Raw genomic sequence first — 19,475 nt, forward strand, 5'->3', positions numbered from 1 at the left:
TTTCACGCTTAGTGCATGTACTGACCGCCGTTGGCGGAAATGTTGGCACCGGTGATGAAACCATTTTCATCAGATGCCAGGAAGCTCACCACGCGAGCAATTTCTTCCGGAGCGCCGAAGCGACCGACAGGGATGCTCTTGCGGATGGTTTCGCGAATTTCTTCCGGTACATCCATGATCATGCTGGTAGCAATGTAGCCTGGAGACACAGTGTTGACTGTGATGCCTTTGGAGGCAACTTCCTGGGCAACGGCTTTTGTGAAGCCGTACATGCCAGCCTTGGCGGCTGAATAGTTGGCCTGACCGAACTGGCCTTTCTCGCCATTGATGGAAGAGATGTTAACGATACGGCCCCATTTCTTTTCGAGCATGTCGTTAATCACCAGGCGGGTCATAAAGAACACAGACGTCAGGTTGGTTGCGATTACGTCATGCCACATATCTGGCGTCATTTTCTTCAGAGTGGTGTCGCGGGTAATGCCGCCGTTGTTCACCAGAATATCCACTGGACCGAAGTCCTTGCGAATATTGTCGATACACGCTTCGCAAGACGCCCAGTCGGTAATGTTACCGAACGCCAGTGCGATGTCGTAACCTTCCTTGGACAGCTCTTCCTGCCATGCCTGGGCTTTCTCGTGCTTTCCGCCCGAGTAATAGCCAGCCACTACCTGATAACCGTCATCGTGCAATTTCTTACAGATTGCAGTACCGATACCACCTGTTCCTCCGGTAACCAATGCAACACGTTTAGACATACATCCACTCCTTTTGCTTTTTGCGGTAAGTAGGCTTTCAGCTTCATATCTTGATATGACATCTGCATTACCCAGTCCAGCTAATAATTGTCAGATTGTCGAGTCCTTCATTGACTGGCCTGAATGAACACCACCTTACACCCATTCGGGTGAAGCCTGTCGCAGGCTGCGTTATAATCCGCGACCTTTTTGATCTGACCCCGTTTTTAATCATGAAGTTTGTCATCAAGCTATTCCCCGAAATCACCATCAAATCCAAGTCGGTTCGCAAGCAATTGACCAAAATTCTGCGCGCCAATTTGCGTACGCTGTCCAAGAAGCACGGCGTATCGGCCGACGTTCAGGATCGCTGGGATAGTTTGGTGATCGCCGTTAACGTCATTGACGAAAGTGAGCGCGAATCCATTCATCGCCGCATGGTACAGATCCTGTCGCATACTCCGGGTATCGGCTATTCGCTGGAAATCGACGAACACCCGTTCGAGACATTGGATCAGGCCTACCAGTTGGTTCGCGAAGCCAACCGTGAGGTGCTGAAAGGCAAGAGTTTCTGCGTGCGTGTCAAGCGTGCGGGACAGCACGATTTCACCTCGCATCAGGCTGAAATCTACATGGGCGGCGGCCTGTTGAAAGAAACCGAGGCGGCTTCGGTTTCACTCAAGAACCCGGAAGTGGTTGTGAATGTTGAAATTCGCAACGACAAGGTGCACGTGGTTAAACAGCGCATTCAGGGCTTGGGCGGCTTCCCGCTGGGCAGTCAGGGAGAGATCGTTTCCTTGATCTCGGGTGGCTTTGATTCGACGGTAGCCAGCTACCTGTTGACCCGTCGTGGCCTGAAGACCCACTTCTGCTTTTTCAATCTGGGCGGCAGTGCCCATGAGATCGGTGTGAAGCAAGTGGCTCACTACATTTGGTCTTGCTACGGCGAAAGCCATCGGGTGAAATTCGTGACTGTACCGTTTGAAAAGGTCGTCACTGAGATTCTGACCAAGGTTGATAATGGCCATATGGGGGTTGTGCTCAAGCGTATGATGATGCGCGCGGCGTCCCGTATTGCCGATAAAATGGGCGTGCCAGCCATCGCAACCGGTGAGGCCGTTGCTCAGGTTGCCAGTCAGACCATTTCCAATCTGGCGGTGATTGATCGCGCTGCTGACTGCATGGTGCTGCGCCCGCTTTCCACCATGGATAAGCAGGACATTATTGCTATCTCACGTCGTATTGGTACTGAGTCATTTGCAGCCAGTATGCCGGAGTATTGCGGCGTGATTTCTGTTAACCCGCTGACCAAGGGTGATCTGGCCAAAACCGAGCAAGCCGAACAGGCGTTCGATATGCATGTGTTGGAAGACGCTCTGTATGAGTCGAAAATTCAGCGCATTGACGAAGTGCTGGCGGAAGCCGAATCCGGTCTCGAAGACGTTGCGCAGCTGGACGCTCCGGCGCTGGCGGATGTGATCATTGATATTCGTCATCCGAACGAGGTTGAGGAGGTGGCGCTGGAGTTGTCCAATAACGAGGTCAAGACGATTCCGTTCTACGAGCTGGACAGCCGTTTGGGCGAGCTGGATGTGAGTGGCGAACAGCGTTACCTGCTGTACTGCCAGAAAGGCACCATGAGCAAAATTCACGCGCACCATCTGAACGAGAAATACCCGGGTGTGTTCGCAGTATTTGTTGAGCCTAACGGCTGATACTTGAGGTCGCGCAGCGGTGAGTCGTGCTTGCTGTTGCGCGTCGCTTCAACTGCGCCTCACGTAACAAACAGTAGAAACAAAACAGGCCGCTAATTAGCGGCCTGTTTTGTTTAGGGTGTTGCTCAGAGACGGTTAAGACCGTTCAGAGCAGCAACCCGGTAGGCTTCAGCCATGGTTGGATAGTTGAAGGTGTTGTTGATGAAGTATTTCATCGTGTTGCCTTCGCCTTCCTGATTCATGATGGCCTGGCCGATGTGAACAATCTCGGCCGCCTGGTCACCAAAGCAGTGAATGCCCAGAATCTCAAGCGTCTGACGGTGGAACAGCACTTTCAGCATGCCCACACCTTCGTTGGTGATTTGTGCGCGAGCGATGTTTTTGAAGAATGCCTGCCCTACTTCGTAAGGGATTTTTTCTTCCGTTAGCTGGCGCTCGGTTTTACCCACCGAGGAAATTTCCGGGATGGTGTAAATGCCGGTTGGTACGGAGTCCACGTAGTGGAAGTCTTCCGGATTGGCAATGATGGACGCCGCGGCACGGCCTTGGTCGTATGCGGCAGATGCCAGTGCTGGCCAGCCAATCACATCACCAATGGCATAGATGTTCTGTACGCAGGTACGGTATTCCTTGTCGACATCGATCTGGCCGCGGGAGTTGGTTTCGATACCAACGTTTTCGAGTCCCAGATCCTTGGTGTTGCCGCTGCGACCGGCTGCCCACAGGAAGGCATCGGCCTTCACTTTTTTGCCGGAGGCCATGGTCATGGTGACGTAGCGCTCGTTGGCTTCCACCGAGTCGAACTGTTCGCTGTGACGAATCAGAGCACCCTTGTCTCGCAAGTGGTAGCTCAATGCGTCAGAAATCTCGTCATCGAGGAAGTTCAGCAGGCGATCACCCGGGTGAATCAAGTCCACCTTGACGCCCAAACCAGAGAAGATGGATGCATATTCACAGCCAATCACGCCAGCACCGTAAATGATAATGGTGCGCGGAGTGTGAGACAGGGTCAGAATGGTGTCGGAATCGTAAATACGCGGGTGGTTGAAGTCGATGTTGCTTGGACGCCAAGGGCTGGAACCAGTCGCAATGATGATTTCATCCGCGTGCAGGCGGGTGTTGCTCATGTTGCCCTGGTACACGTCAACCGAGTTGCCATCGGCAAAACGAGCCTTGCCGTTGTATACGGTGATGCGGTTGCGGCCGTAGTACTCGGTGCGCATTTTTACTTGCTTGCCGATGACTTTCTCGGCGCTTTTCAACACCTGTGGGAAAGAGAACCAGCGTGGCTCACCAATCTCACGGAACATGTTGTTGGTGTTGAACTGGATTATTTGCTTCACGGCGTGACGCAGGGCCTTGGATGGAATGGTGCCCCAATGGGTACAGTTACCGCCGACCAGTTTTTTGTCTTCCACCATGGCTACTTTCTTGCCGTGCTTGGCTGCGTTCATTGCAGCACCTTCCCCTGCCGGGCCAGCGCCAATAATGACGACGTCGTAGCGGTAATCTGCCATATAGTTACTCCATCTCCAGTCTGAGTGTTCTCGGGCTCTTTTTAATTGTATAGGCGAAAAGAAGTTTTACTTCTCGTCGCTGGTTGCATCGTAAAACAGGGATGCATCAGCCTTTTCGGCTGCTTTTTTACTTTCTTTGTCGCATTTTTTCTTGTCACCGCCGCAGACATCGCAAGCGGATTCCATGCCTACGGCGGCCATGCCACCACAGGAACCGGAAATAGGTTTGCCACCCATCAACACGCCAACGGCCATGGCGGCAATGATCAGCAACATGGTGGCGAATACGATCAGCATAATGGTCATGATTTCTCTCCTCTTCGCTTATTGCACGGCATGCGGGAAGCGACGTTTAAATTCATCGGAAGCAACCGCTGTAAAGCCAGTGTCAGTACGAACAATAGCATAGGCGGCCAATTGGTATTGGTTTGCGAGTCGCATGGCGTTATCCGGGCCTGCCACATTCAGGGCCGTTGCCCAGGCATCGGCCATGCCGCATTGTTTGTGGATCACGGTTACCGACGCCAGTCGATGGGTAATCGGATAACCGGTTGCCGGGTCGATGGTGTGCGAATAGCGCACGCCATTTTCTTCGAAATAGTTGCGATAGTCACCTGAGGTTGCCAGGCCAGCATCGCCGGGTTCAACAATCAGTTGTACTTCCCGATCCATGGCATCCAGTGCCGGGCGCTCAATGGCTACACGCCAGTTGGAACCATCGGGTTTTTGGCCGCGGGTACGCAGCTCGCCCCCTACTTCCACCAGATAGGAAAGTATGCCTTGCTGTTCAAGCAGGTTGGCCAGTTGGTCGACGCCCCAGCCTTTGGCGACGGCAGACAGGTCGATGTACAGCGGCTTGTCGGTCGACAGTAGGTCGCCGTTCAGGTGGATGGCCTCGGAGCCGATTTCGGACAGCAGTTGGTCTACTTCTTCCTGTGGCAGGCGTTCATCCAGATGCTTGCCAGGGCCAAATCCCCAGGCGTTGACCAGTGGGCCTACAGTCACGTCGAAACGGTGTTCGCTTTTCTGATACACCTCCAGTGCATCACGCAGGACTTCAGCCAGATCGTTCGAAATGGTTTCGTTGGCCAGTGGCGCTTGCTGCTGGTTCAGCAGGGACAGTTCGGAGGTTGGGTCGTAAGTCGACATGGCCTTGTTGATGGCAACCAGTCGTGCATCGATCAGGGTCTGGATTTTTTCAGAATCGGCGTCATCGCCTACCCAGCTGATGTGGTATTGCGTGCCCATGGTCGGGCCTGCGATTTTGACGACGCCCGGCGTTTTGTCGCAGCCGGAAAGGATAAAAAGTGCTACCAGAACGACCGATAGATATTTGAACATGTGACCCCCTTGAATGGCGCGCCAGTATACAGAAGTTGCCACCCGTAAGCACGACAAGGACTTGTGCATTGATAAGCTTAATGCCAAAAAAATCACCCACTGCCAGTGTGCTTTTCGATCAGCTAGTAAGAGCTGTTGGCGTTTTGAACAAACTGCCGTTATATCCTTAGAATAAAGGGTTACAAGAAATATCTTTATGCCTATAAGTGAATGCAGTTTGTCGCGGTACAATCCGATGATTACAGGAGAATGCCATGTCTGAAAATTTGTCGAATGAAATGCTTGAAATGATCGCCCAGCGCTTTCGTTTGCTGTCTGATCCCATGCGCTTGCGGATTCTTCATGAATTGCAGCAAGGGGAGAAATCCGTCACGCAGCTGGTTGAAGCCACGGGAGCCTCGCAGCCGAATGTGTCCAAGCATTTATCGACCCTGAAAACCCATGGCATGGTCAATCGTCGTCAGTCTGGCAACATGGCCTATTTCAGTATTGGTGCCCCTTTTGTTTTTGATCTTTGCACCATTGTTTGTGATGGCATGCGCAAGGAATGGACGGAAAAACAGGCAGTGCTGGGAGATGTGCTCGGGACGCTGTGAAGAACGCTGTGCGCGTTTTGAGAGCCGCCGATGGCTGCCAGGGCAAGCCAGTGGATATAAAAAACGGAGCAAAGGCTCCGTTTTTTATATTTGTCGTTTTGGCAGACTAAAAGCTCAATTGCTCAGTCATTGCTGGAGCGCCAGTAGTCACGACCTGAGTGGCTGCTCTGGCGTACTTGTCCCAGTTGCTGCCAGGTTTCCAGTACTGAGCGAAACTGCTCTTTCGGAATGCGAATGTCGTCGACGGCGTGGGCGTCCGGGTTGCGCTCCAGCAGCTTGCGGCGCACGGTATCAGAAATAATCGCTTCCAGGCTGCCGCGAATGCGATCCTCGCTGGTGTCTGACGCGAACGAGCTTTGCAGTGCTCGATACAGCTGATCCAGCTTTGCAGGTAGTGCCAATTCTTCTCTTGAAAGATTACCGCCCTGATAGACCTTCGCTTGTACCAACAGGTTGATGGTCTTGCGGTTCAGTTCCAGTCGCTCACGCGGCGATAGCTGCGAAGAAGCCGCAGCTTGCTTGGGTGGTGTCGTTGGGATGTTATCAGGTACTGCCTTGGCGGCGGGTTCAACTCGAACCCAGCCCGGTCCAAAGTCGGGGTTGTTTGGATTGACGGTGGCTTTCACCAACGCCGTCAGTTCATCGCGAAGGTGCCACAGCTTGTAGCCCACCTGCTGGGTAACCAGCTGGTAGAAGCCTCTCAGGCGGGTCTGATCGGCGTCCAGGTTGTTACCGGATGGCGGATTCTTCAGGAATGCGTATACCGGAATGTCCAGCGTGCGAGCATGCACATATTCGCGATGAAGGGCGCTGATGCCAGTTTGCGACACCTGGCCGTAATCGTTACCAACCAGCAGCACAAACACGTCCGCCAGTTCGATTTGTTGGCGTGCGAAATCCCAATCGTAAGCAAGCCCTTCACGCGGGCAGGCAAAGCCCACATTGGTCATGCCTTGGCGTGCCAGAACGCGTTCGACTTCGTAGCGTTCAAGTTCCAGACCATCCATATTGGATGCCAGATACACCATGTGGCGTTGAGTTGCTGGCATTCTCAGTTACACCAATCCCAAAATTGTCAAAAAAAGCCCAAGGGCGTCACTATACCAGTGACGCGACGCTCAAAACATAGAAAATTCCGCCCATCGTCAGCATAGACCCGAGCGTGGTCACCGCAATGGCGTTGGCGGTAAGTACATGGTTGGCTCCCATGGCACGCGCCATCACAAACGCGGCAGCGGCTGTCGGACTGGCCAACATCAGCGCTACTACACCCAGTTCAATGCCTCGAATGCCAACCAATAGCGCTACACCAACCGTGGCGATAGGCAATACAACCAGCTTCAAGGCAGCGATTTGCATGGTCATGCTGTTGGCTCGTTTAAGGGCCTGGAAGTCCAGCGTGCCGCCAACGGCGATCAATGCCAGTGGTAATGTCATCTGACCCAGGCTTTGGGCAGCATTGCCAACGGCTTTGGGTAACTCCCAGGAAAAGATACTGAACGGCAAGGCCAGCAAAATGGCAATGATCAGCGGATTTTTGGCAATCATGGTCAGCTGGCCGCCCCAGTTTACTCCATGACCGCGTGCCAAAATCACCACCGACATGAGGTTGTACATGGGGACGCCAATGGCAAGTACCAGCGCGCCAATCTGGGTGCCTTCGTCACCAAAGGCATACACCACGGTAGAGATGCCGACGATGCCCAGATTGGATCGGAACGACGACTGTACAAAAGCCGATACGTCTTCAGACTTGATGCCCGACAGGTGCGCCCAGCCGTAGCAGATAAAGCAGCTGACAATGATGGCGGCTGCCACAAATCCCATCAGTTCAAAGTGGGTGCCGCTGCCAAAATGCACTTTGGAAATGGCCAGAAAGACCAGTGTTGGCAGTGTCAAGTTGAAAACCAGTCGCGAGCCGACGTTCAAAAAGTGGTCGTCGATCATATTTTTCTTTTTCAGAAAAACGCCGAGCACAACCAGCAGGAATACAGGAAGGATGATTTCTGCAGTAAAAACAAGCGATTGCCAATACATCTGAAAGTAAATTCCAATTTAGAGGCAGCACTGAGCGTGCTGGAGTGGCTAATATTCAGGCACAGTTTCTGGTAGTCTTGCGCCAATTAAACCCATGCATGAGTCGATCATGACCCGAGTAAAAAAAACCCGCTCACTGAAACGTATTCACAACGTTAAAACGGGCAACAAATCCAAGCTGAAGAAGCAGGCGCCAGACCGTCAGAACGGCAAGCGCGTGAAGAATCGCACCAAGTCCGTGTTCGAGAAGTTTCTGGATGACAATCCGCAAGCCAAAGATCAACTGAATCAGGAACAGCTGCAACAACAAGCAGTCAAATCTGAACAGAAGGAAGTTAGCGCGAAGGATACACCAGAGCCAAGAGTGCGCGAAGAGAAAGAGCGTTCCCTGCTGGAGCAACTGGAAAGCAAGGACTTTAAAGACATCTACTAATGCCACATTGCCCTGCTTTGAACTTGCATCTTGAATGCTATCCAGCCGTCCCGGAGCATGTCAGCATGCCGTGGGATGCTGCTGATGAATATCTGGTTGAGACTCTCCCAGCTGACCAACACTGTCTGATCATCAATGATCGATACGGGGCTTTGGCTTGCGCCTTGCCTGCTGGTGTCAGCTATGTCGAGAACGCGTCTGCGCGTTATGCCGCCGAGCAAAACGCCCGGCGTAACGACGTCGACGGTATTCAATTCACCACCGTCATAGACGCGGCTGCGCTGGAGAATTCCGGGAAACTGGACGCGGTGGTCGTTCGCATTCCGAAAAACTTTGACCAGCTGCACTACTGGCTGTGGTTATGCCAGCAAGCATTGCCCGTTGGTACGCCAATCTGGCTGGCCGGTATGAGCAAACACATTCCGGTGAAGTGGCTGAACTGGTTGGAGGCCAATGCCGATGGTTACCAGCAGCTCAAGCAACAGCGCAAGGCGCGTTTGCTGCAAATCAGCAATGGCACGCGACTGCCGAAGCCGGCGCTCGATAAAGGCTACACCCTCGATGATGTACGGCTAACTGCCCTGCCCGGCGTATTTGGTCGCGCCAATCTCGACCCCGGTGCCCGCTTCCTGATTGATACGCTCAAACAGCTTCCTGAACTGCTGGAAGCCGAAGCCGGTGTTGTGTGTGATTTGGGCTGTGGTAATGGCGTATTGGGTAACTGGCTGGCGCGCAACAACGCCAATCTGACCATGATCCAGACCGACGACCACTGGCCGTCGGTTGAGTCGGCCCGCGCCAATGCCACCGTTGCCGGTGTCGACATCACGGTTCATCATGGTGACTGTCTTGAGCATGTGCCGGACAATCTGGATCTGGTGTTGTGTAACCCGCCTTTCCACGATGGTCACAAGCAGCTGGATAACATTGCTCGCAACATGTTCGAGCAAAGCGCCGCCAAACTGGCTGACGACGGCCAGCTGATTGTGGTGGCCAATCGTCACCTGAAATACAGGCCAGCCCTGAGTGCGTTGTTTGGCAGCGTTGAGCAATTGGCAGGTGATACCAAATTCAATGTCTGGCTGGCGGCTAACCCCAAGCGCCAGGCCGATCGGAGCAATGGATGAAACTTGATAACTCAGTCGCCCGCAGTGCCTGGTATTTGGCGATTGCCCGCATCAATCAGCCCCATGTAGCACTGTTTGCCGAAGGCGATGACAGTAATGGTGCCGACATCTCAACGTTCGCCAAGCTGATGAACAAGCAAACGGCGTTTCTGCGTGGTGAGCTGAAGTCACGGGATAACCTGATGCGGTTTTTCAACGACTTCAGTGAATGGCGCAACGAGCTGGAGCTGGATGACGATTCATTAGGCGATGCTATCGTTGATCTGACGCTGTCGGCGCTGTACGCCTCGGTGGAGTCGGTGTTTGATCCGGAAAGTGACGACGTTGAGTTGCTGAACGACTTTGTTGTTCGTTGTCAGGATGAAATGGTTGAGCTCGATAGCGATTACGCCGGCTTGAAGGACTATTTTGCCGATATTCAGCAGGAGTTTGCCGACCAGTTTGGCGCTGTGCGTCAGATTCCGGTTGGCAAAGCCTACTTTGATTGGCTGAAAGAGCTGGATGTCAGCTTGTTTGGTCTGGAAGCCTGAGGCTCTCTTGATCTGAATCAGGGTTCTGGCGCGGCGAATCAGTAGTATTCGCCGATTTTTCACGCCGGAGCCCTACCATGAAAACCGAACTGCTCTCCCCTGCGGGCACTTTCAAAAACATGGAATACGCATTTGCTTATGGTGCAGATGCCGTATACGCCGGTCAGCCTCGCTATAGCCTCCGCGTCCGCAACAACGACTTTAATCTGCAAAACCTTGGCAAAGGCATTGCCCGCGCTCATGAGCTCGGCAAGCAGTTCTACGTTGCCAGCAATATTGCTCCGCATAACGCCAAAGTGGCGACCTACATGCGCGATATCCAGCCTGTGATTGAAATGAATCCGGATGCTCTGATTATGTCCGACCCGGGACTGATCATGATGGTGAAGGATAAGTGGCCAGATCAGGAGATTCACTTATCGGTGCAGGCCAATGTGGTCAACTATGCCTCGGTGGAGTTCTGGCGTCGTCAGGGTGTTAGTCGCATCATTCTGTCCCGTGAACTGTCGCTGGACGAAATCTCTGAAATCAAACAGCGCTGCCCGGAAATGGAGCTGGAAGTGTTTGTGCACGGTGCGCTGTGTATTGCCTATTCCGGCCGCTGCCTGCTATCTGGTTACATGAATCACCGCGATCCCAATCAGGGTACCTGTACCAACGCCTGTCGCTGGAAATACGACGCCCACGAAGCCACTGAAACCATGAGCGGTGATGTGATCCCGGTGGGTGCCCAGGAATTTGATCCGGCAACTGTTCAGGCAACCGATCCTTTAACCATGCCGGCTGGTCGTGCTGGCAAGCCGGAACCTACCCTCGGCGAGGGCGAAACCACCGACAAGATTGTGCTGCTACAAGAGGCATCGCGCCCGAATGAGTACATGCCGGCATTTGAAGACGAACACGGCACCTACATCATGAACTCCCGAGATTTGCGCGCCATTCAGCATGTGCAGAATCTGGTCAAGGCCGGTGTTGATTCACTCAAAATCGAGGGGCGCACCAAGTCCCATTACTACGTAGCACGGACAGCCCAGGCGTATCGTCAGGCAGTCGATGACGCACTGCGTGGCAAGGATTTTGACCGCAACCTGATGGATGTCCTCGAAAATATGTCCAATCGTGGTTACACCGAAGGCTTCTTCCGCCGTCACGTCCATGATGAATACCAGAACTACGAGCGCGGCAACTCCACCAGTACGGCGCAGCAGTTTGTCGGCGAAGTGACCGGCGTGGTGGACGGCTTGATGCGGGTTGAGGTGAAAAATCGCTTTGAAGTTGGTGATTCGGTCGAGCTGATGACCCGTTCGGGCAATCATGTGTATACGCTGGAGCGCATACAGGGCCTTAATGGTCAGGCCCGTGAGGATGCGCCGGGGTCCGGTTTTGTTGTTGATCTGGATATTCCGCAGGGGCTATCTGCTTCCGATCTGGATAAAGCCATGTTGATTCGCAACCTGCCTCAGTAGCCAGCTACTGAGCTATGCGTACTTGAAGAAATAACCGGATTCGCCATCAAATGGCAATCCGGCTAAGATGGCGGCCTTTCCCGTCGCCCAGCCATGAGTAGTGCCGTTCGTATGATTGAAGAACACATCCTGTACCAGGACGAAGCCATCATTATCCTCAACAAGCCATCCGGCCTGCTCAGTGTGCCCGGTTTGTACAACAAGGATTCCGCCTTTGGTCGCCTGGAGGTACTGGTGGACGAGCTGCACATTATTCACCGTCTCGACAAGGACACCTCGGGTCTGATTGTGTACGGCCGTACCAAAAAAGACCTGACGGCTATCCAGCAGCAGTTTGAGAAGCAAACCACCCGCAAAGTGTATGAAGCCCGTGTGACCGGCAAGGTAAAAGGCAATCAGGGCACCATCAATATGCCAATCATTGTGGACTGGCCTAATCGCCCGCTACAGAAAATTTCCCATACCGAAGGCCGTTACGCGCTGACCCGTTGGAAAAAGCTGGCGGAAGAACTGGTGGTTGCAGAGTCAGGGGCTGAGGGCATTGCGACCCGTATGGAGCTCTACCCCAAGACCGGTCGCTCCCATCAACTGCGCTTGCACATGCTGAACATTGGTCACCCTATTATTGGTGATCCGTTCTACAGCAAGGATTACGACGAAAGCCAAACCCCGACCATGCACCTGCATGCGCGGGAATTGTCATTCAATCATCCTCGTACCGGTGAGCGAATGGACATGGTGTGTCCGCCGCCGTTTTGAGGCGGTCACTTGCTCGGGCGGTGCTCGCCTGACACGTTAAAAAACCAAAAGCCCGGCCAATGCCGGGCTTTGTGTTTGGTCTTGGGGTTTAGGGACTCTCTGAATAACTCGGTGCCCGCTCTGGATGACAGGGCGCAGCTGAGTCACGAAGCTGATTTGCAGGCCTGGCGGGTCAAGTCAAAGATCAGCGACACAGAGTCAGCAATGCCCTGCCATCCTCTTAGGGCGCGGCCTGCAGCCCGCCAGAACGGTGTTGGCGAACTTGGAAAGGGCCAGCCATTCCGCTGCATTCGCCGTCTTGTCCTGACAAGCTGCAGGACTCGCGCAGAGCTGTGTAGAGTTATTCAGAGGGTCCCTAGGGACTCTCTGAATAACTCGGTGCCCGCTCTGGATGACAGGGCGCAGCTGAGTCACGAAGCTGATTTGCAGGCCTGGCGGGTCAAGTCAAAGATCAGCGACACAGAGTCAGCAATGCCCTGCCATCCTCTTAGGGCGCGGCCTGCAGCCCGCCAGAACGGTGTTGGCGAACTTGGAAAGGGCCAGCCATTCCGCTGCATTCGCCGTCTTGTCCTGACAAGCTGCAGGACTCGCGCAGAGCTGTGCAGAGTTATTCAGAGGGTCCCTAGAGAATAACACCGGCTTTCCGACCCAGCTGCCAGCGCAGGAAATATTTCAGTGCAAACAGGTAAGCAATAAAAAACACCAGGCCCAGCATTGCAATGGCTGCGGCAATGCCGCCGAACACAACCGGTGCTCGCATCACCGTGGCCATCAGTGAATCCTGATAATAGAAAAACCACTCATGGTCTTCCGGGAAAATATGCACGTGCAGGAAGTAGAAAACTTCCAATGGCCCTATCAGCATAACGACGGCCAAACTGCCGGCAATCAGCAACAGCAACAGCCCCGCCTGAATGCGCCACTGTGGCGTCAGCTTGAGTCTGGCCAGTATTACTGTGCCTGTCAGTGCAATAGCTGCGGCAACCCAGGCGGTAATGCGCAATACATCGATCAGATTGGCAACATCCTGCAGGTGAACAACTTCCGGTTGGCGAAGCAGCTTGATGCTGCGGCCACGGAAGTCATAGCGAATGTCTTCCAACCCCTCGCCGTGCTGGTGAATGGCTTCACTGATGTCGTTAAACAAGCGAATATGCTGCTCTGGCGGCAGTTCCTGTAAGCCGGGCTTGTAGCGATTCTGTGGGCCATAACGGTCAATATGGGCTTCGATTTCGTAAAAATCGTACCAATGGTCAAAACCGTAGTGCAGCTTGGCGAGGCTGAACCAACCTGCGCTGATGCAGGCAACCAGTGCGGAAATCAACACCAGCATCCAGGCGGTTTGTTGGGCTATACGCAAATGCCACTCTCCAGAAAGTCCCGAACAGCTCTGATAACGCCGTCACAATAGCGGCTGTCCAGATGTAAATGATGATGGCCGGCAAGGCTAACGGATTTGGCCGTGGGGATCGAGTCTGCCATGGCTTGAAATGTGTCAGCTCGAAACAGCCCGCTATCTGCATGAATGGCCAGTGTTGGCGTGCGGACCTGTTGGGCAAAGCTGTTGGCCATGTCAGGGGTTAGTCGAACGGCAGACGGTAGTCTTAAAACCGGGTCCATGCGCCAGACGACGTTTGTATCACTGGTGGCTGAGCTGGCGTCTGGTGTGCCTGAAGCTGGTTTGAGGTTTCTTTCTACCAACGGACGCATGCTGTCAGCTTCAATGTCGGGACTGCTTTTCAGCCTTGCGGTCAGAGCTGCCTCTGCGCTTGGGTAGCAGCGAAACGGCTTCAGACGTTTGCGGGCTTCCAGTGCCTTGCGGAAGTTGTCGGCCGCAGCTTCCCCGGGATTGGTCATGGGGACTACGGCGTCGATCAGTGTCAGGGACTGCAATTCAGCGGTCAGAGTTGGAGCGGCCAGCACGGCCGATGCAGCACCCATGGAGTGACCAATGATATGGACTTTGCGACCCAGCCTGTCGATAAATTCGATCAGCGTCTGAGGGTAAGCCCAGATCGGATAATCAGCGCGCCAGTCAGAAAGGCCATGCCCTGGCCAGTCCAAAGCGATACAGTGAAAATCGGCCGCCAGCGCAGGTGCCAGCCGGTGAAAGCTGGCTGCGTTATCGAGCCAGCCGTGCAGCATCAGCACCGTGGGTTTATTGCCTGCCCCTTCCGTTCCCCACTCCAAAGTGGCCAGACACTGCCCTGCCAGTTTGTACGTGCGACTGACCGGGTAAGAGCCTGTGGCTGCTTCGATGGTTGTTGTCGTTGCTGTAGAGCGAATCGCTGAAGAAGTCATAGCATCCCGATGGCGGGATGTCAGAATCCCGCTTGCGCCTGGTGTTCCAGTGCAGGATACCAGACCGCAGAAACATCCATACAGCCAGATGCTGCAATCTCGCCCTCCAATATCCAACACTCGGCCGGTGACCATGGCTGGTCGAAAACCTGACCTTCGGTCAATGCCGCGGCCAAGCGGCCTACCAGTGGTAAGTGGGATACCAGAATCAGATCGCGTTGCTGGTGAACCAGCAGCTCAAGGATGGACTGGACGTCGGAGGATGGTGTCAGGGTATTTTGCTCGGATTGCGCCAGTGGTGAGCCATGCTGTTCAAAGCCGGCGTTGATGTTAGCGGCGGTCTGTTGTGCTCTGAAATAGGGGCTGACCCACATTTCAGCATCATTCCATGATTGCTTTGCGAGCCAACGGCCAGCGGCCGCAGCTTCGTTGGATCCCTGTTCTGTGAGACCACGGCTGATGTCGTCGAGGCTACCAACGACGGCCGAGCCGTGTCTGACAATACAAAGTTTCACGGGAATGCCCTTTTATTCAGGGGCATCCTCGGTGTCCGGGGTTTCCTTGTTGGCGGGAGCTTCCGGCCAATCCGCAAATGGAAATGGCTTGTCATTGGAAACGCCCGTCAGGAAATGGGTCACCTGCTGGTAATAAATACCCAGCGAATAACAGAAGCCAGCGAGGCTTTTGTTGGGTTCGCCGGAGATCAGCTGGCTGACCCACTGAACCAGTGTGGCCAACAACAGCACCAGATCGAGGATGCGGGATATCAATACAAAGATGACGGTGTAAATGGTGCGAATCCAGAAGGAATCCGACGTTACGTTGCTGCGGAAATCACCAGACATGCAGACTCTCCTTATCAGATTTCATGTTTGGCCAGAGCAAATTCAACATCGGATGCAGCTTCACCTGTCATCAAACCTTGTGCAACTGCACGAGGATCGGCGCCGTTGAACAAACATTCATACGCGCCCATCACCAGAGGCATATAGATACCCCACTCTGCAGCTTTTGCCCTGACATAACGCAAGGTATTAACACCTTCCGCCACTTCGCCCAGCTCTTCTACCGCCTGGTCGAGGTTTTTGCCACTGCCAATTGCATAGCCGACACGGTAGTTGCGGCTTAGCGGCGACATGCAGGTTACCACCAGATCGCCAACCCCAGCCAGACCAAGGAAGGTCATCGGGTTGGCCCCCATGGCTTCGGCAAAGCGGCTCATTTCAGCCAGTGATCGGGTGATGATCATGGCTTTGGTGTTTTCGCCCATTCCCAGTGCGGCGACAAAACCTGAGGCAATGGCGTAGATGTTTTTCAGGGCACCCCCGAGTTCCACGCCGAACACGTCGTTGGCGGCGTAAACGCGGAAATAATCGCAGCTGAGTACGTCCTGAATATTACGGCGCAACTCACTGTCTTCGCTGGCAAATACGGTTGCCGCCAACTCTTTGCGGGCGATTTCCTTGGCCAGGTTGGGGCCGCTGAGTACGCCAATCGGGTTATCCGGGAAGACTTCCCGAATGACCTGGCTCATCAGCAGGAATTTTTCTGGCTCAATGCCTTTGGTGGTGCTGACCAGCGCCTGACGCTTGTCGACCAGATGGGCAAAGCTGCTAATAACGTCTCGTACGTGCTTGCTGGGTACGGAGACAAAGATCACATCGGCTCCGCTGACGGCGGATTCAATGTCGGTGGTGGCCTGCAAGTTGGCGTTCAGCTGAACGCCCGGCAGGTATTGTTCGTTGAGGTTCTGGTTGGAAATGCTGTCAGCGATTTCCTGGTTGCGCATCCACTGTACGGCTTCGACGTTATTGTCGGCCAGAATGTTTGCGACGACGGTGCCAAAACTGCCGCCACCGATAATGGCTGCTTTTCGGATCCCCACTGTTTCCTCCGGGTATGCTCTGGTTGCGTCAGGCTTGCCTGCTGCATTCCAGGGTTTCAACCAATTCGCTGAATGTATTGCGATTGGAATCGTTAAGGTCCATCAGTGCCTTGTGTGCAGAGATGATCTGTTCGCGGGCTTCGTCTTCGTCGATGGTGTCATCGGCCCACTCACGGAATTCAGACGCATCCTGCAGAGGTTCTTCAACGATATGGAATACCATGTCGAAGCCCATGCTCATCAGGATGCGGGTGATGCTCGGGTCCGGAGAAAAGATCGTCGGCGTGATGCTGAACTTTTCCCGGCTGAGAATGGAAATCTTCGCCAGCTGTCCCAGCGAGGTGCTGTCGACTCCCTCGGCATCTGAAAGATCGATGGTGACGTTATCAAAGTTGCCTTTGCTCACCACCTGGCGAATGTACTTGTCGAATGCGGTGCACAGGTTCAGGCGTACATCGCCCAGCAGGCGAATAACCTGCACGCCATCGTGTTGTGCTACCTGGATGTGTCCGGCTGTCATAGCTCACCTCGACCAATTACTACCATGGCAATGTCATCTGGCACTTCGTTATCGGAGTCCAGATTGAGCTTTTGGGTTAGACCGTCCAGGTCACCTGATTCGGATTCGATCAGTTCCAGCAGGCAGGCTTCTTTTTCAGCCAGCGCGCTTTGTTGCATGATTTCAAGAATGCCGTCAGAGAACATAAGAATACGATATTCCTGTGGGAGTTCCATTGTTCGGGTCTTGAACTCGGCTTCCGGGAAAAGGCCAACAGCCATCCCGCGGCCTTCAATGTATTGGGCACCATCAGGCGTCAGCAGTACCGGCATTGGCAAATGCCCTCCTGTACTGTAGCTCAGTGTGCCGGTTTCACGGTCGATAATGCCGTAAAACATGGTCAAATGCTTATCCAGCCCGGTGGCCAGCAACTCCGAGTTGATGCGGTCCAGTACGCGGGACGGGTAAAGAAGGTCATCACTGGAGCCGCGATGGAAATTGCGGCGCAGACGATAGGTCAAATTCTTCAGCAGAACCGTAACGAATGCTGAAGAGGCACCATGGCCGGACACGTCAGCAATGTAGAAAATTAGCTGGTTGTCATCAAGCTCGAAGAAATCAAGGAAGTCGCCGCTCAGCAGCAGTGACGGGAACAGGCGGTGTTCGCAGTGATATTCGCCTGCATCCAATGGGTCGGGCAGCATGCGCATCTGGATCTGGCGGCCAGCGAGCTGGTCTTTACGGAGTTCGTCAAGGCCGCGCCTCAGCTCGGCGTTGTTGCGTTCGAGGTGCTGGCGGTAAGCCTGATTTTCCTGCTCAAGACGGGTGCGTTCGAGAGCACGGGTGATTGAGTGATGCAGCACTTCCAGATCGAGGATGGGCTTGACCAGAAAATCCGACGCACCCAGGCGCAGGGCCTTGACGACATCGTCCATCACACCAGCACCAGACACCACAATGACGGGCAAGGAAGGCTGGCGGTCGCGCACTTGCTCCAGCCACTCTATACCACTGACACCGGGCATACGCAGATCGCACACGGCAAGGTCTACGGCCGTTTGTTCCAGTACTTCCCAGGCATTGTTGGCTGAAGTGGCAGTAGCGACTTCGTAGTCATAGTCGACCAAAAACGCGGCAATACTCTCGCGGACGGTTGGGTCGTCATCAATGACCAGCACAGTTGCGGTCATTCACATCTCCGGACTATACGATTGCAAAGAAACCCGTAAACCACACGGGGGAACGAATGCGCGTTGTGGATGCCTGTGTGTCAGGGCGGCATCCTGTACCTTTTGCGCTGTAATTGTGCGAACACTAACGCCTACTCAACTCCCATGCAATGGCGAATTCTGATGAATTTCGGCCGCTGGTGGCTATACTTTATTCTGTGTTCAATAAATGAACTGCCGGAGGGCTGTATGCATCACTCGGAAAAAAGGGACTTCATTCGCGTCACGGTTGAGACAAACGCAGAGCTGACGGTGGCTGGTACGGTGTATGCGATGACGTGTGTGGACCTTTCGACCACTGGGGCGCGATTAATTGCGGCAGCTCCGACCAGCCTGGCGATTGACCAGAAAGGCACCCTGGTGATTGAGAGTGGTGGCGGCCCAACCGCGCCTTTGCAAGCGGAAGTGACCATCATTCGGATGGCTGAGACGGAAAAAGGCGAAGAGGTCGCCGTGCATTTTGACGCGCTGACTTGATGATCAGCCCCGGTCTGGTCGCATTTGTTTGCGGATTTCCTGGCAATTCTGACTGAAACAAAAAAAGCGACCGTCACTGGGTGACCGTCGCTTTTTGTGTATTCGACTTTGCGTGTAACGACTTACTTGAAGTAAGCGTTGTCGGTAACCGTATGGTCGGTTTCGTCGCGTACGGCCTGAACTTCCGGAATCTTGGCGATCATGGTGGCTTCAACGCCATCTTTCAGTGTCATATCCACTGCGCTGCAACCCTGACAGCCGCCGCCAAATTTCAGTACCGCGATGCCCTCTTCTTCTACGAATTGCACCAGACTTACTTCACCTCCATGGGAGGCCAGGCCCGGGTTGATCTCGGTGTACAGCAAGTAGTTGATGCGCTCTTCCACTGGGCTGTCGTTGGTCACCTTGGGCATTTTTGCGTTTGGTGCCTTGATGGTCAGCTGGCCGCCCATCTTGTCCTTGGCGAAGTCAATTGTGGCTTCTTCGAGGTACGGAATGCTCATGGCTTCAACAAATACCTTGAGCTTTTCCATCTGCTGAACTTCGTCTGACTCATTCACCTCTTCCGGGCGGCAGTACGCCAGACAGGTTTCTGCGTAGCGGGTGCCAGGCTGGGTGATAAAAACACGCACCGCCATGCCCTCAACGTTCTGCTTGGAAAGCAGGTCGGCAAGGTATGTTTCAGCGTCTGCGGTGATGGTCAGATACTCGGTCATAAATGCTAATCCTCAAAACTTGGGCTCATTGTATCGGATGGGGGCGACCTACGAAATACCCAACTAATTTGCTTGGAAAAGACAAGGTGTATCCCCTCTGGTACAATCTCGCG

22 protein-coding genes are annotated in these 19,475 nt (G+C 53.9%); 8 read left to right on the forward strand and 14 right to left on the reverse strand.

The window, feature by feature from the left end:
• Positions 1 to 8 precede the first annotated feature (8 nt).
• Positions 9 to 755: an acetoacetyl-CoA reductase gene (phbB, locus tag ACXADJ_RS05995; RefSeq protein ID WP_028293519.1), complete on the reverse strand. Its 747-nt coding sequence runs from the start codon at positions 753 to 755 to the stop codon at positions 9 to 11.
• A gap of 212 nt (positions 756 to 967) precedes the next feature.
• On the opposite strand from phbB, the gene thiI reads away from it, so the two are divergent.
• Positions 968 to 2,449 (forward strand): tRNA uracil 4-sulfurtransferase ThiI, encoded by a 1,482-nt coding sequence (gene thiI / locus ACXADJ_RS06000; protein WP_475064081.1) that lies wholly within the window; start codon positions 968 to 970, stop codon positions 2,447 to 2,449.
• 125 nt (positions 2,450 to 2,574) lie between these two features.
• On the opposite strand, the gene sthA is transcribed toward thiI, so the two are convergent.
• From sthA to ACXADJ_RS06015, 3 genes are all read right to left on the reverse strand, one after another.
• Positions 2,575 to 3,966, reverse strand: coding sequence for a Si-specific NAD(P)(+) transhydrogenase (gene sthA / locus ACXADJ_RS06005; protein ID WP_475064083.1), 1,392 nt, complete (start codon positions 3,964 to 3,966; stop codon positions 2,575 to 2,577).
• A 66-nt stretch (positions 3,967 to 4,032) separates the two neighbouring features.
• The gene (gene nqrM / locus ACXADJ_RS06010; RefSeq protein ID WP_028293522.1) at positions 4,033 to 4,272 is read right to left on the reverse strand and encodes a (Na+)-NQR maturation NqrM; all 240 of its coding nucleotides are present in this window, start codon (positions 4,270 to 4,272) and stop codon (positions 4,033 to 4,035) included.
• An 18-nt stretch (positions 4,273 to 4,290) separates the two neighbouring features.
• On the reverse strand, positions 4,291 to 5,307 hold the full coding sequence (locus ACXADJ_RS06015) for an FAD:protein FMN transferase (protein WP_475064085.1): 1,017 nt from the start codon (positions 5,305 to 5,307) through the stop codon (positions 4,291 to 4,293).
• A 254-nt stretch (positions 5,308 to 5,561) separates the two neighbouring features.
• Here ACXADJ_RS06015 and ACXADJ_RS06020 point away from each other — a divergent pair, with 254 nt between their 5' ends.
• Complete coding sequence (locus tag ACXADJ_RS06020) at positions 5,562 to 5,903, forward strand: ArsR/SmtB family transcription factor (RefSeq protein WP_028293524.1); 342 nt, start codon at positions 5,562 to 5,564, stop codon at positions 5,901 to 5,903.
• Positions 5,904 to 6,025: 122 nt separating this feature from the next.
• On the opposite strand, the gene ACXADJ_RS06025 is transcribed toward ACXADJ_RS06020, so the two are convergent.
• Both ACXADJ_RS06025 and ACXADJ_RS06030 read right to left on the reverse strand, forming a co-directional pair.
• Positions 6,026 to 6,952 (reverse strand): DUF4062 domain-containing protein, encoded by a 927-nt coding sequence (locus tag ACXADJ_RS06025; RefSeq protein WP_475064089.1) that lies wholly within the window; start codon positions 6,950 to 6,952, stop codon positions 6,026 to 6,028.
• Positions 6,953 to 7,001: 49 nt separating this feature from the next.
• A complete protein-coding gene (locus ACXADJ_RS06030; RefSeq protein ID WP_475064093.1) occupies positions 7,002 to 7,940 on the reverse strand; it encodes an AEC family transporter in 939 nt (312 codons plus the stop codon).
• A gap of 109 nt (positions 7,941 to 8,049) precedes the next feature.
• Here ACXADJ_RS06030 and ACXADJ_RS06035 point away from each other — a divergent pair, with 109 nt between their 5' ends.
• The 5 genes from ACXADJ_RS06035 to ACXADJ_RS06055 all read left to right on the forward strand — a co-directional run bounded on the left by ACXADJ_RS06035 (position 8,050) and on the right by ACXADJ_RS06055 (position 12,255).
• On the forward strand, positions 8,050 to 8,373 hold the full coding sequence (locus ACXADJ_RS06035) for a hypothetical protein (RefSeq protein WP_156879009.1): 324 nt from the start codon (positions 8,050 to 8,052) through the stop codon (positions 8,371 to 8,373).
• Complete coding sequence (locus tag ACXADJ_RS06040) at positions 8,373 to 9,500, forward strand: class I SAM-dependent methyltransferase (RefSeq protein WP_475064097.1); 1,128 nt, start codon at positions 8,373 to 8,375, stop codon at positions 9,498 to 9,500. Before ACXADJ_RS06035 ends, ACXADJ_RS06040 begins: the two co-directional genes overlap by 1 nt.
• Entirely contained in the window at positions 9,497 to 10,030 is a 534-nt protein-coding gene (locus ACXADJ_RS06045) for a hypothetical protein (RefSeq protein WP_475064099.1), read from the forward strand. The genes ACXADJ_RS06040 and ACXADJ_RS06045 overlap by 4 nt, the downstream gene beginning before the upstream one ends.
• A 77-nt stretch (positions 10,031 to 10,107) precedes the next feature.
• Positions 10,108 to 11,496 carry a prephenate-dependent tRNA uridine(34) hydroxylase TrhP gene (trhP, locus tag ACXADJ_RS06050; RefSeq protein WP_475064101.1) on the forward strand — a complete coding sequence of 463 codons (1,389 nt, stop codon included), beginning with the start codon at positions 10,108 to 10,110 and terminating at the stop codon, positions 11,494 to 11,496.
• Positions 11,497 to 11,589: 93 nt separating this feature from the next.
• Positions 11,590 to 12,255: an RluA family pseudouridine synthase gene (locus ACXADJ_RS06055; protein WP_475064104.1), complete on the forward strand. Its 666-nt coding sequence runs from the start codon at positions 11,590 to 11,592 to the stop codon at positions 12,253 to 12,255.
• A 622-nt stretch (positions 12,256 to 12,877) separates the two neighbouring features.
• Here ACXADJ_RS06055 and ACXADJ_RS06060 read toward each other — a convergent pair.
• Genes ACXADJ_RS06060 through ACXADJ_RS06090 form a run of 7 tightly spaced genes read right to left on the reverse strand, consistent with a single transcriptional unit; the run spans position 12,878 to position 18,130 of the window.
• Positions 12,878 to 13,615 (reverse strand): lipoprotein intramolecular transacylase Lit, encoded by a 738-nt coding sequence (locus tag ACXADJ_RS06060; RefSeq protein ID WP_475064105.1) that lies wholly within the window; start codon positions 13,613 to 13,615, stop codon positions 12,878 to 12,880.
• Positions 13,606 to 14,556 (reverse strand): alpha/beta fold hydrolase, encoded by a 951-nt coding sequence (locus ACXADJ_RS06065; RefSeq protein ID WP_475064107.1) that lies wholly within the window; start codon positions 14,554 to 14,556, stop codon positions 13,606 to 13,608. Before ACXADJ_RS06065 ends, ACXADJ_RS06060 begins: the two co-directional genes overlap by 10 nt.
• 20 nt (positions 14,557 to 14,576) lie before the next feature.
• Complete coding sequence (gene sixA / locus ACXADJ_RS06070; protein WP_475064109.1) at positions 14,577 to 15,071, reverse strand: phosphohistidine phosphatase SixA; 495 nt, start codon at positions 15,069 to 15,071, stop codon at positions 14,577 to 14,579.
• Positions 15,072 to 15,083: 12 nt separating this feature from the next.
• On the reverse strand, positions 15,084 to 15,401 hold the full coding sequence (locus ACXADJ_RS06075; protein WP_475064111.1) for a DUF4389 domain-containing protein: 318 nt from the start codon (positions 15,399 to 15,401) through the stop codon (positions 15,084 to 15,086).
• A gap of 14 nt (positions 15,402 to 15,415) precedes the next feature.
• Positions 15,416 to 16,441: an NAD(P)H-dependent glycerol-3-phosphate dehydrogenase gene (locus tag ACXADJ_RS06080; RefSeq protein WP_028293532.1), complete on the reverse strand. Its 1,026-nt coding sequence runs from the start codon at positions 16,439 to 16,441 to the stop codon at positions 15,416 to 15,418.
• Between the two features lie 28 nt (positions 16,442 to 16,469).
• Positions 16,470 to 16,961 (reverse strand): STAS domain-containing protein, encoded by a 492-nt coding sequence (locus ACXADJ_RS06085; protein WP_028293533.1) that lies wholly within the window; start codon positions 16,959 to 16,961, stop codon positions 16,470 to 16,472.
• Positions 16,958 to 18,130 (reverse strand): PP2C family protein-serine/threonine phosphatase, encoded by a 1,173-nt coding sequence (locus ACXADJ_RS06090; protein WP_475064114.1) that lies wholly within the window; start codon positions 18,128 to 18,130, stop codon positions 16,958 to 16,960. Before ACXADJ_RS06090 ends, ACXADJ_RS06085 begins: the two co-directional genes overlap by 4 nt.
• 228 nt (positions 18,131 to 18,358) lie before the next feature.
• Here ACXADJ_RS06090 and ACXADJ_RS06095 point away from each other — a divergent pair, with 228 nt between their 5' ends.
• The gene (locus tag ACXADJ_RS06095; protein ID WP_475064116.1) at positions 18,359 to 18,646 is read left to right on the forward strand and encodes a PilZ domain-containing protein; all 288 of its coding nucleotides are present in this window, start codon (positions 18,359 to 18,361) and stop codon (positions 18,644 to 18,646) included.
• Between the two features lie 122 nt (positions 18,647 to 18,768).
• On the opposite strand, the gene nfuA is transcribed toward ACXADJ_RS06095, so the two are convergent.
• Positions 18,769 to 19,362 carry a Fe-S biogenesis protein NfuA gene (nfuA, locus tag ACXADJ_RS06100; protein ID WP_475064118.1) on the reverse strand — a complete coding sequence of 198 codons (594 nt, stop codon included), beginning with the start codon at positions 19,360 to 19,362 and terminating at the stop codon, positions 18,769 to 18,771.
• Positions 19,363 to 19,475: the final 113 nt, after the last annotated feature.

It is taken from the genome of Oceanobacter sp. ABM4_470 (assembly GCF_056158645.1).

Bases quoted from the DNA above. Each gene is read 5' to 3' on its own strand.
- ACXADJ_RS06035 (WP_156879009.1), top strand. From the start codon at position 8,050: ATGACCCGAGTAAAAAAAACCCGCTCACTGAAACGTATTCACAACGTT.
- ACXADJ_RS06075 (WP_475064111.1), bottom strand. From the start codon at position 15,401: ATGTCTGGTGATTTCCGCAGCAACGTAACGTCGGATTCCTTCTGGATT.
- ACXADJ_RS06015 (WP_475064085.1), bottom strand. From the start codon at position 5,307: ATGTTCAAATATCTATCGGTCGTTCTGGTAGCACTTTTTATCCTTTCC.
- nqrM (WP_028293522.1), bottom strand. From the start codon at position 4,272: ATGACCATTATGCTGATCGTATTCGCCACCATGTTGCTGATCATTGCC.
- ACXADJ_RS06040 (WP_475064097.1), top strand. From the start codon at position 8,373: ATGCCACATTGCCCTGCTTTGAACTTGCATCTTGAATGCTATCCAGCC.
- sthA (WP_475064083.1), bottom strand. From the start codon at position 3,966: ATGGCAGATTACCGCTACGACGTCGTCATTATTGGCGCTGGCCCGGCA.
- ACXADJ_RS06030 (WP_475064093.1), bottom strand. From the start codon at position 7,940: ATGTATTGGCAATCGCTTGTTTTTACTGCAGAAATCATCCTTCCTGTA.
- ACXADJ_RS06045 (WP_475064099.1), top strand. From the start codon at position 9,497: ATGAAACTTGATAACTCAGTCGCCCGCAGTGCCTGGTATTTGGCGATT.
- ACXADJ_RS06085 (WP_028293533.1), bottom strand. From the start codon at position 16,961: ATGACAGCCGGACACATCCAGGTAGCACAACACGATGGCGTGCAGGTT.
- nfuA (WP_475064118.1), bottom strand. From the start codon at position 19,362: ATGACCGAGTATCTGACCATCACCGCAGACGCTGAAACATACCTTGCC.
- ACXADJ_RS06090 (WP_475064114.1), bottom strand. From the start codon at position 18,130: ATGACCGCAACTGTGCTGGTCATTGATGACGACCCAACCGTCCGCGAG.
- ACXADJ_RS06065 (WP_475064107.1), bottom strand. From the start codon at position 14,556: ATGACTTCTTCAGCGATTCGCTCTACAGCAACGACAACAACCATCGAA.
- phbB (WP_028293519.1), bottom strand. From the start codon at position 755: ATGTCTAAACGTGTTGCATTGGTTACCGGAGGAACAGGTGGTATCGGT.
- ACXADJ_RS06025 (WP_475064089.1), bottom strand. From the start codon at position 6,952: ATGCCAGCAACTCAACGCCACATGGTGTATCTGGCATCCAATATGGAT.
- trhP (WP_475064101.1), top strand. From the start codon at position 10,108: ATGAAAACCGAACTGCTCTCCCCTGCGGGCACTTTCAAAAACATGGAA.
- thiI (WP_475064081.1), top strand. From the start codon at position 968: ATGAAGTTTGTCATCAAGCTATTCCCCGAAATCACCATCAAATCCAAG.
- ACXADJ_RS06055 (WP_475064104.1), top strand. From the start codon at position 11,590: ATGAGTAGTGCCGTTCGTATGATTGAAGAACACATCCTGTACCAGGAC.
- ACXADJ_RS06095 (WP_475064116.1), top strand. From the start codon at position 18,359: ATGCATCACTCGGAAAAAAGGGACTTCATTCGCGTCACGGTTGAGACA.
- ACXADJ_RS06020 (WP_028293524.1), top strand. From the start codon at position 5,562: ATGTCTGAAAATTTGTCGAATGAAATGCTTGAAATGATCGCCCAGCGC.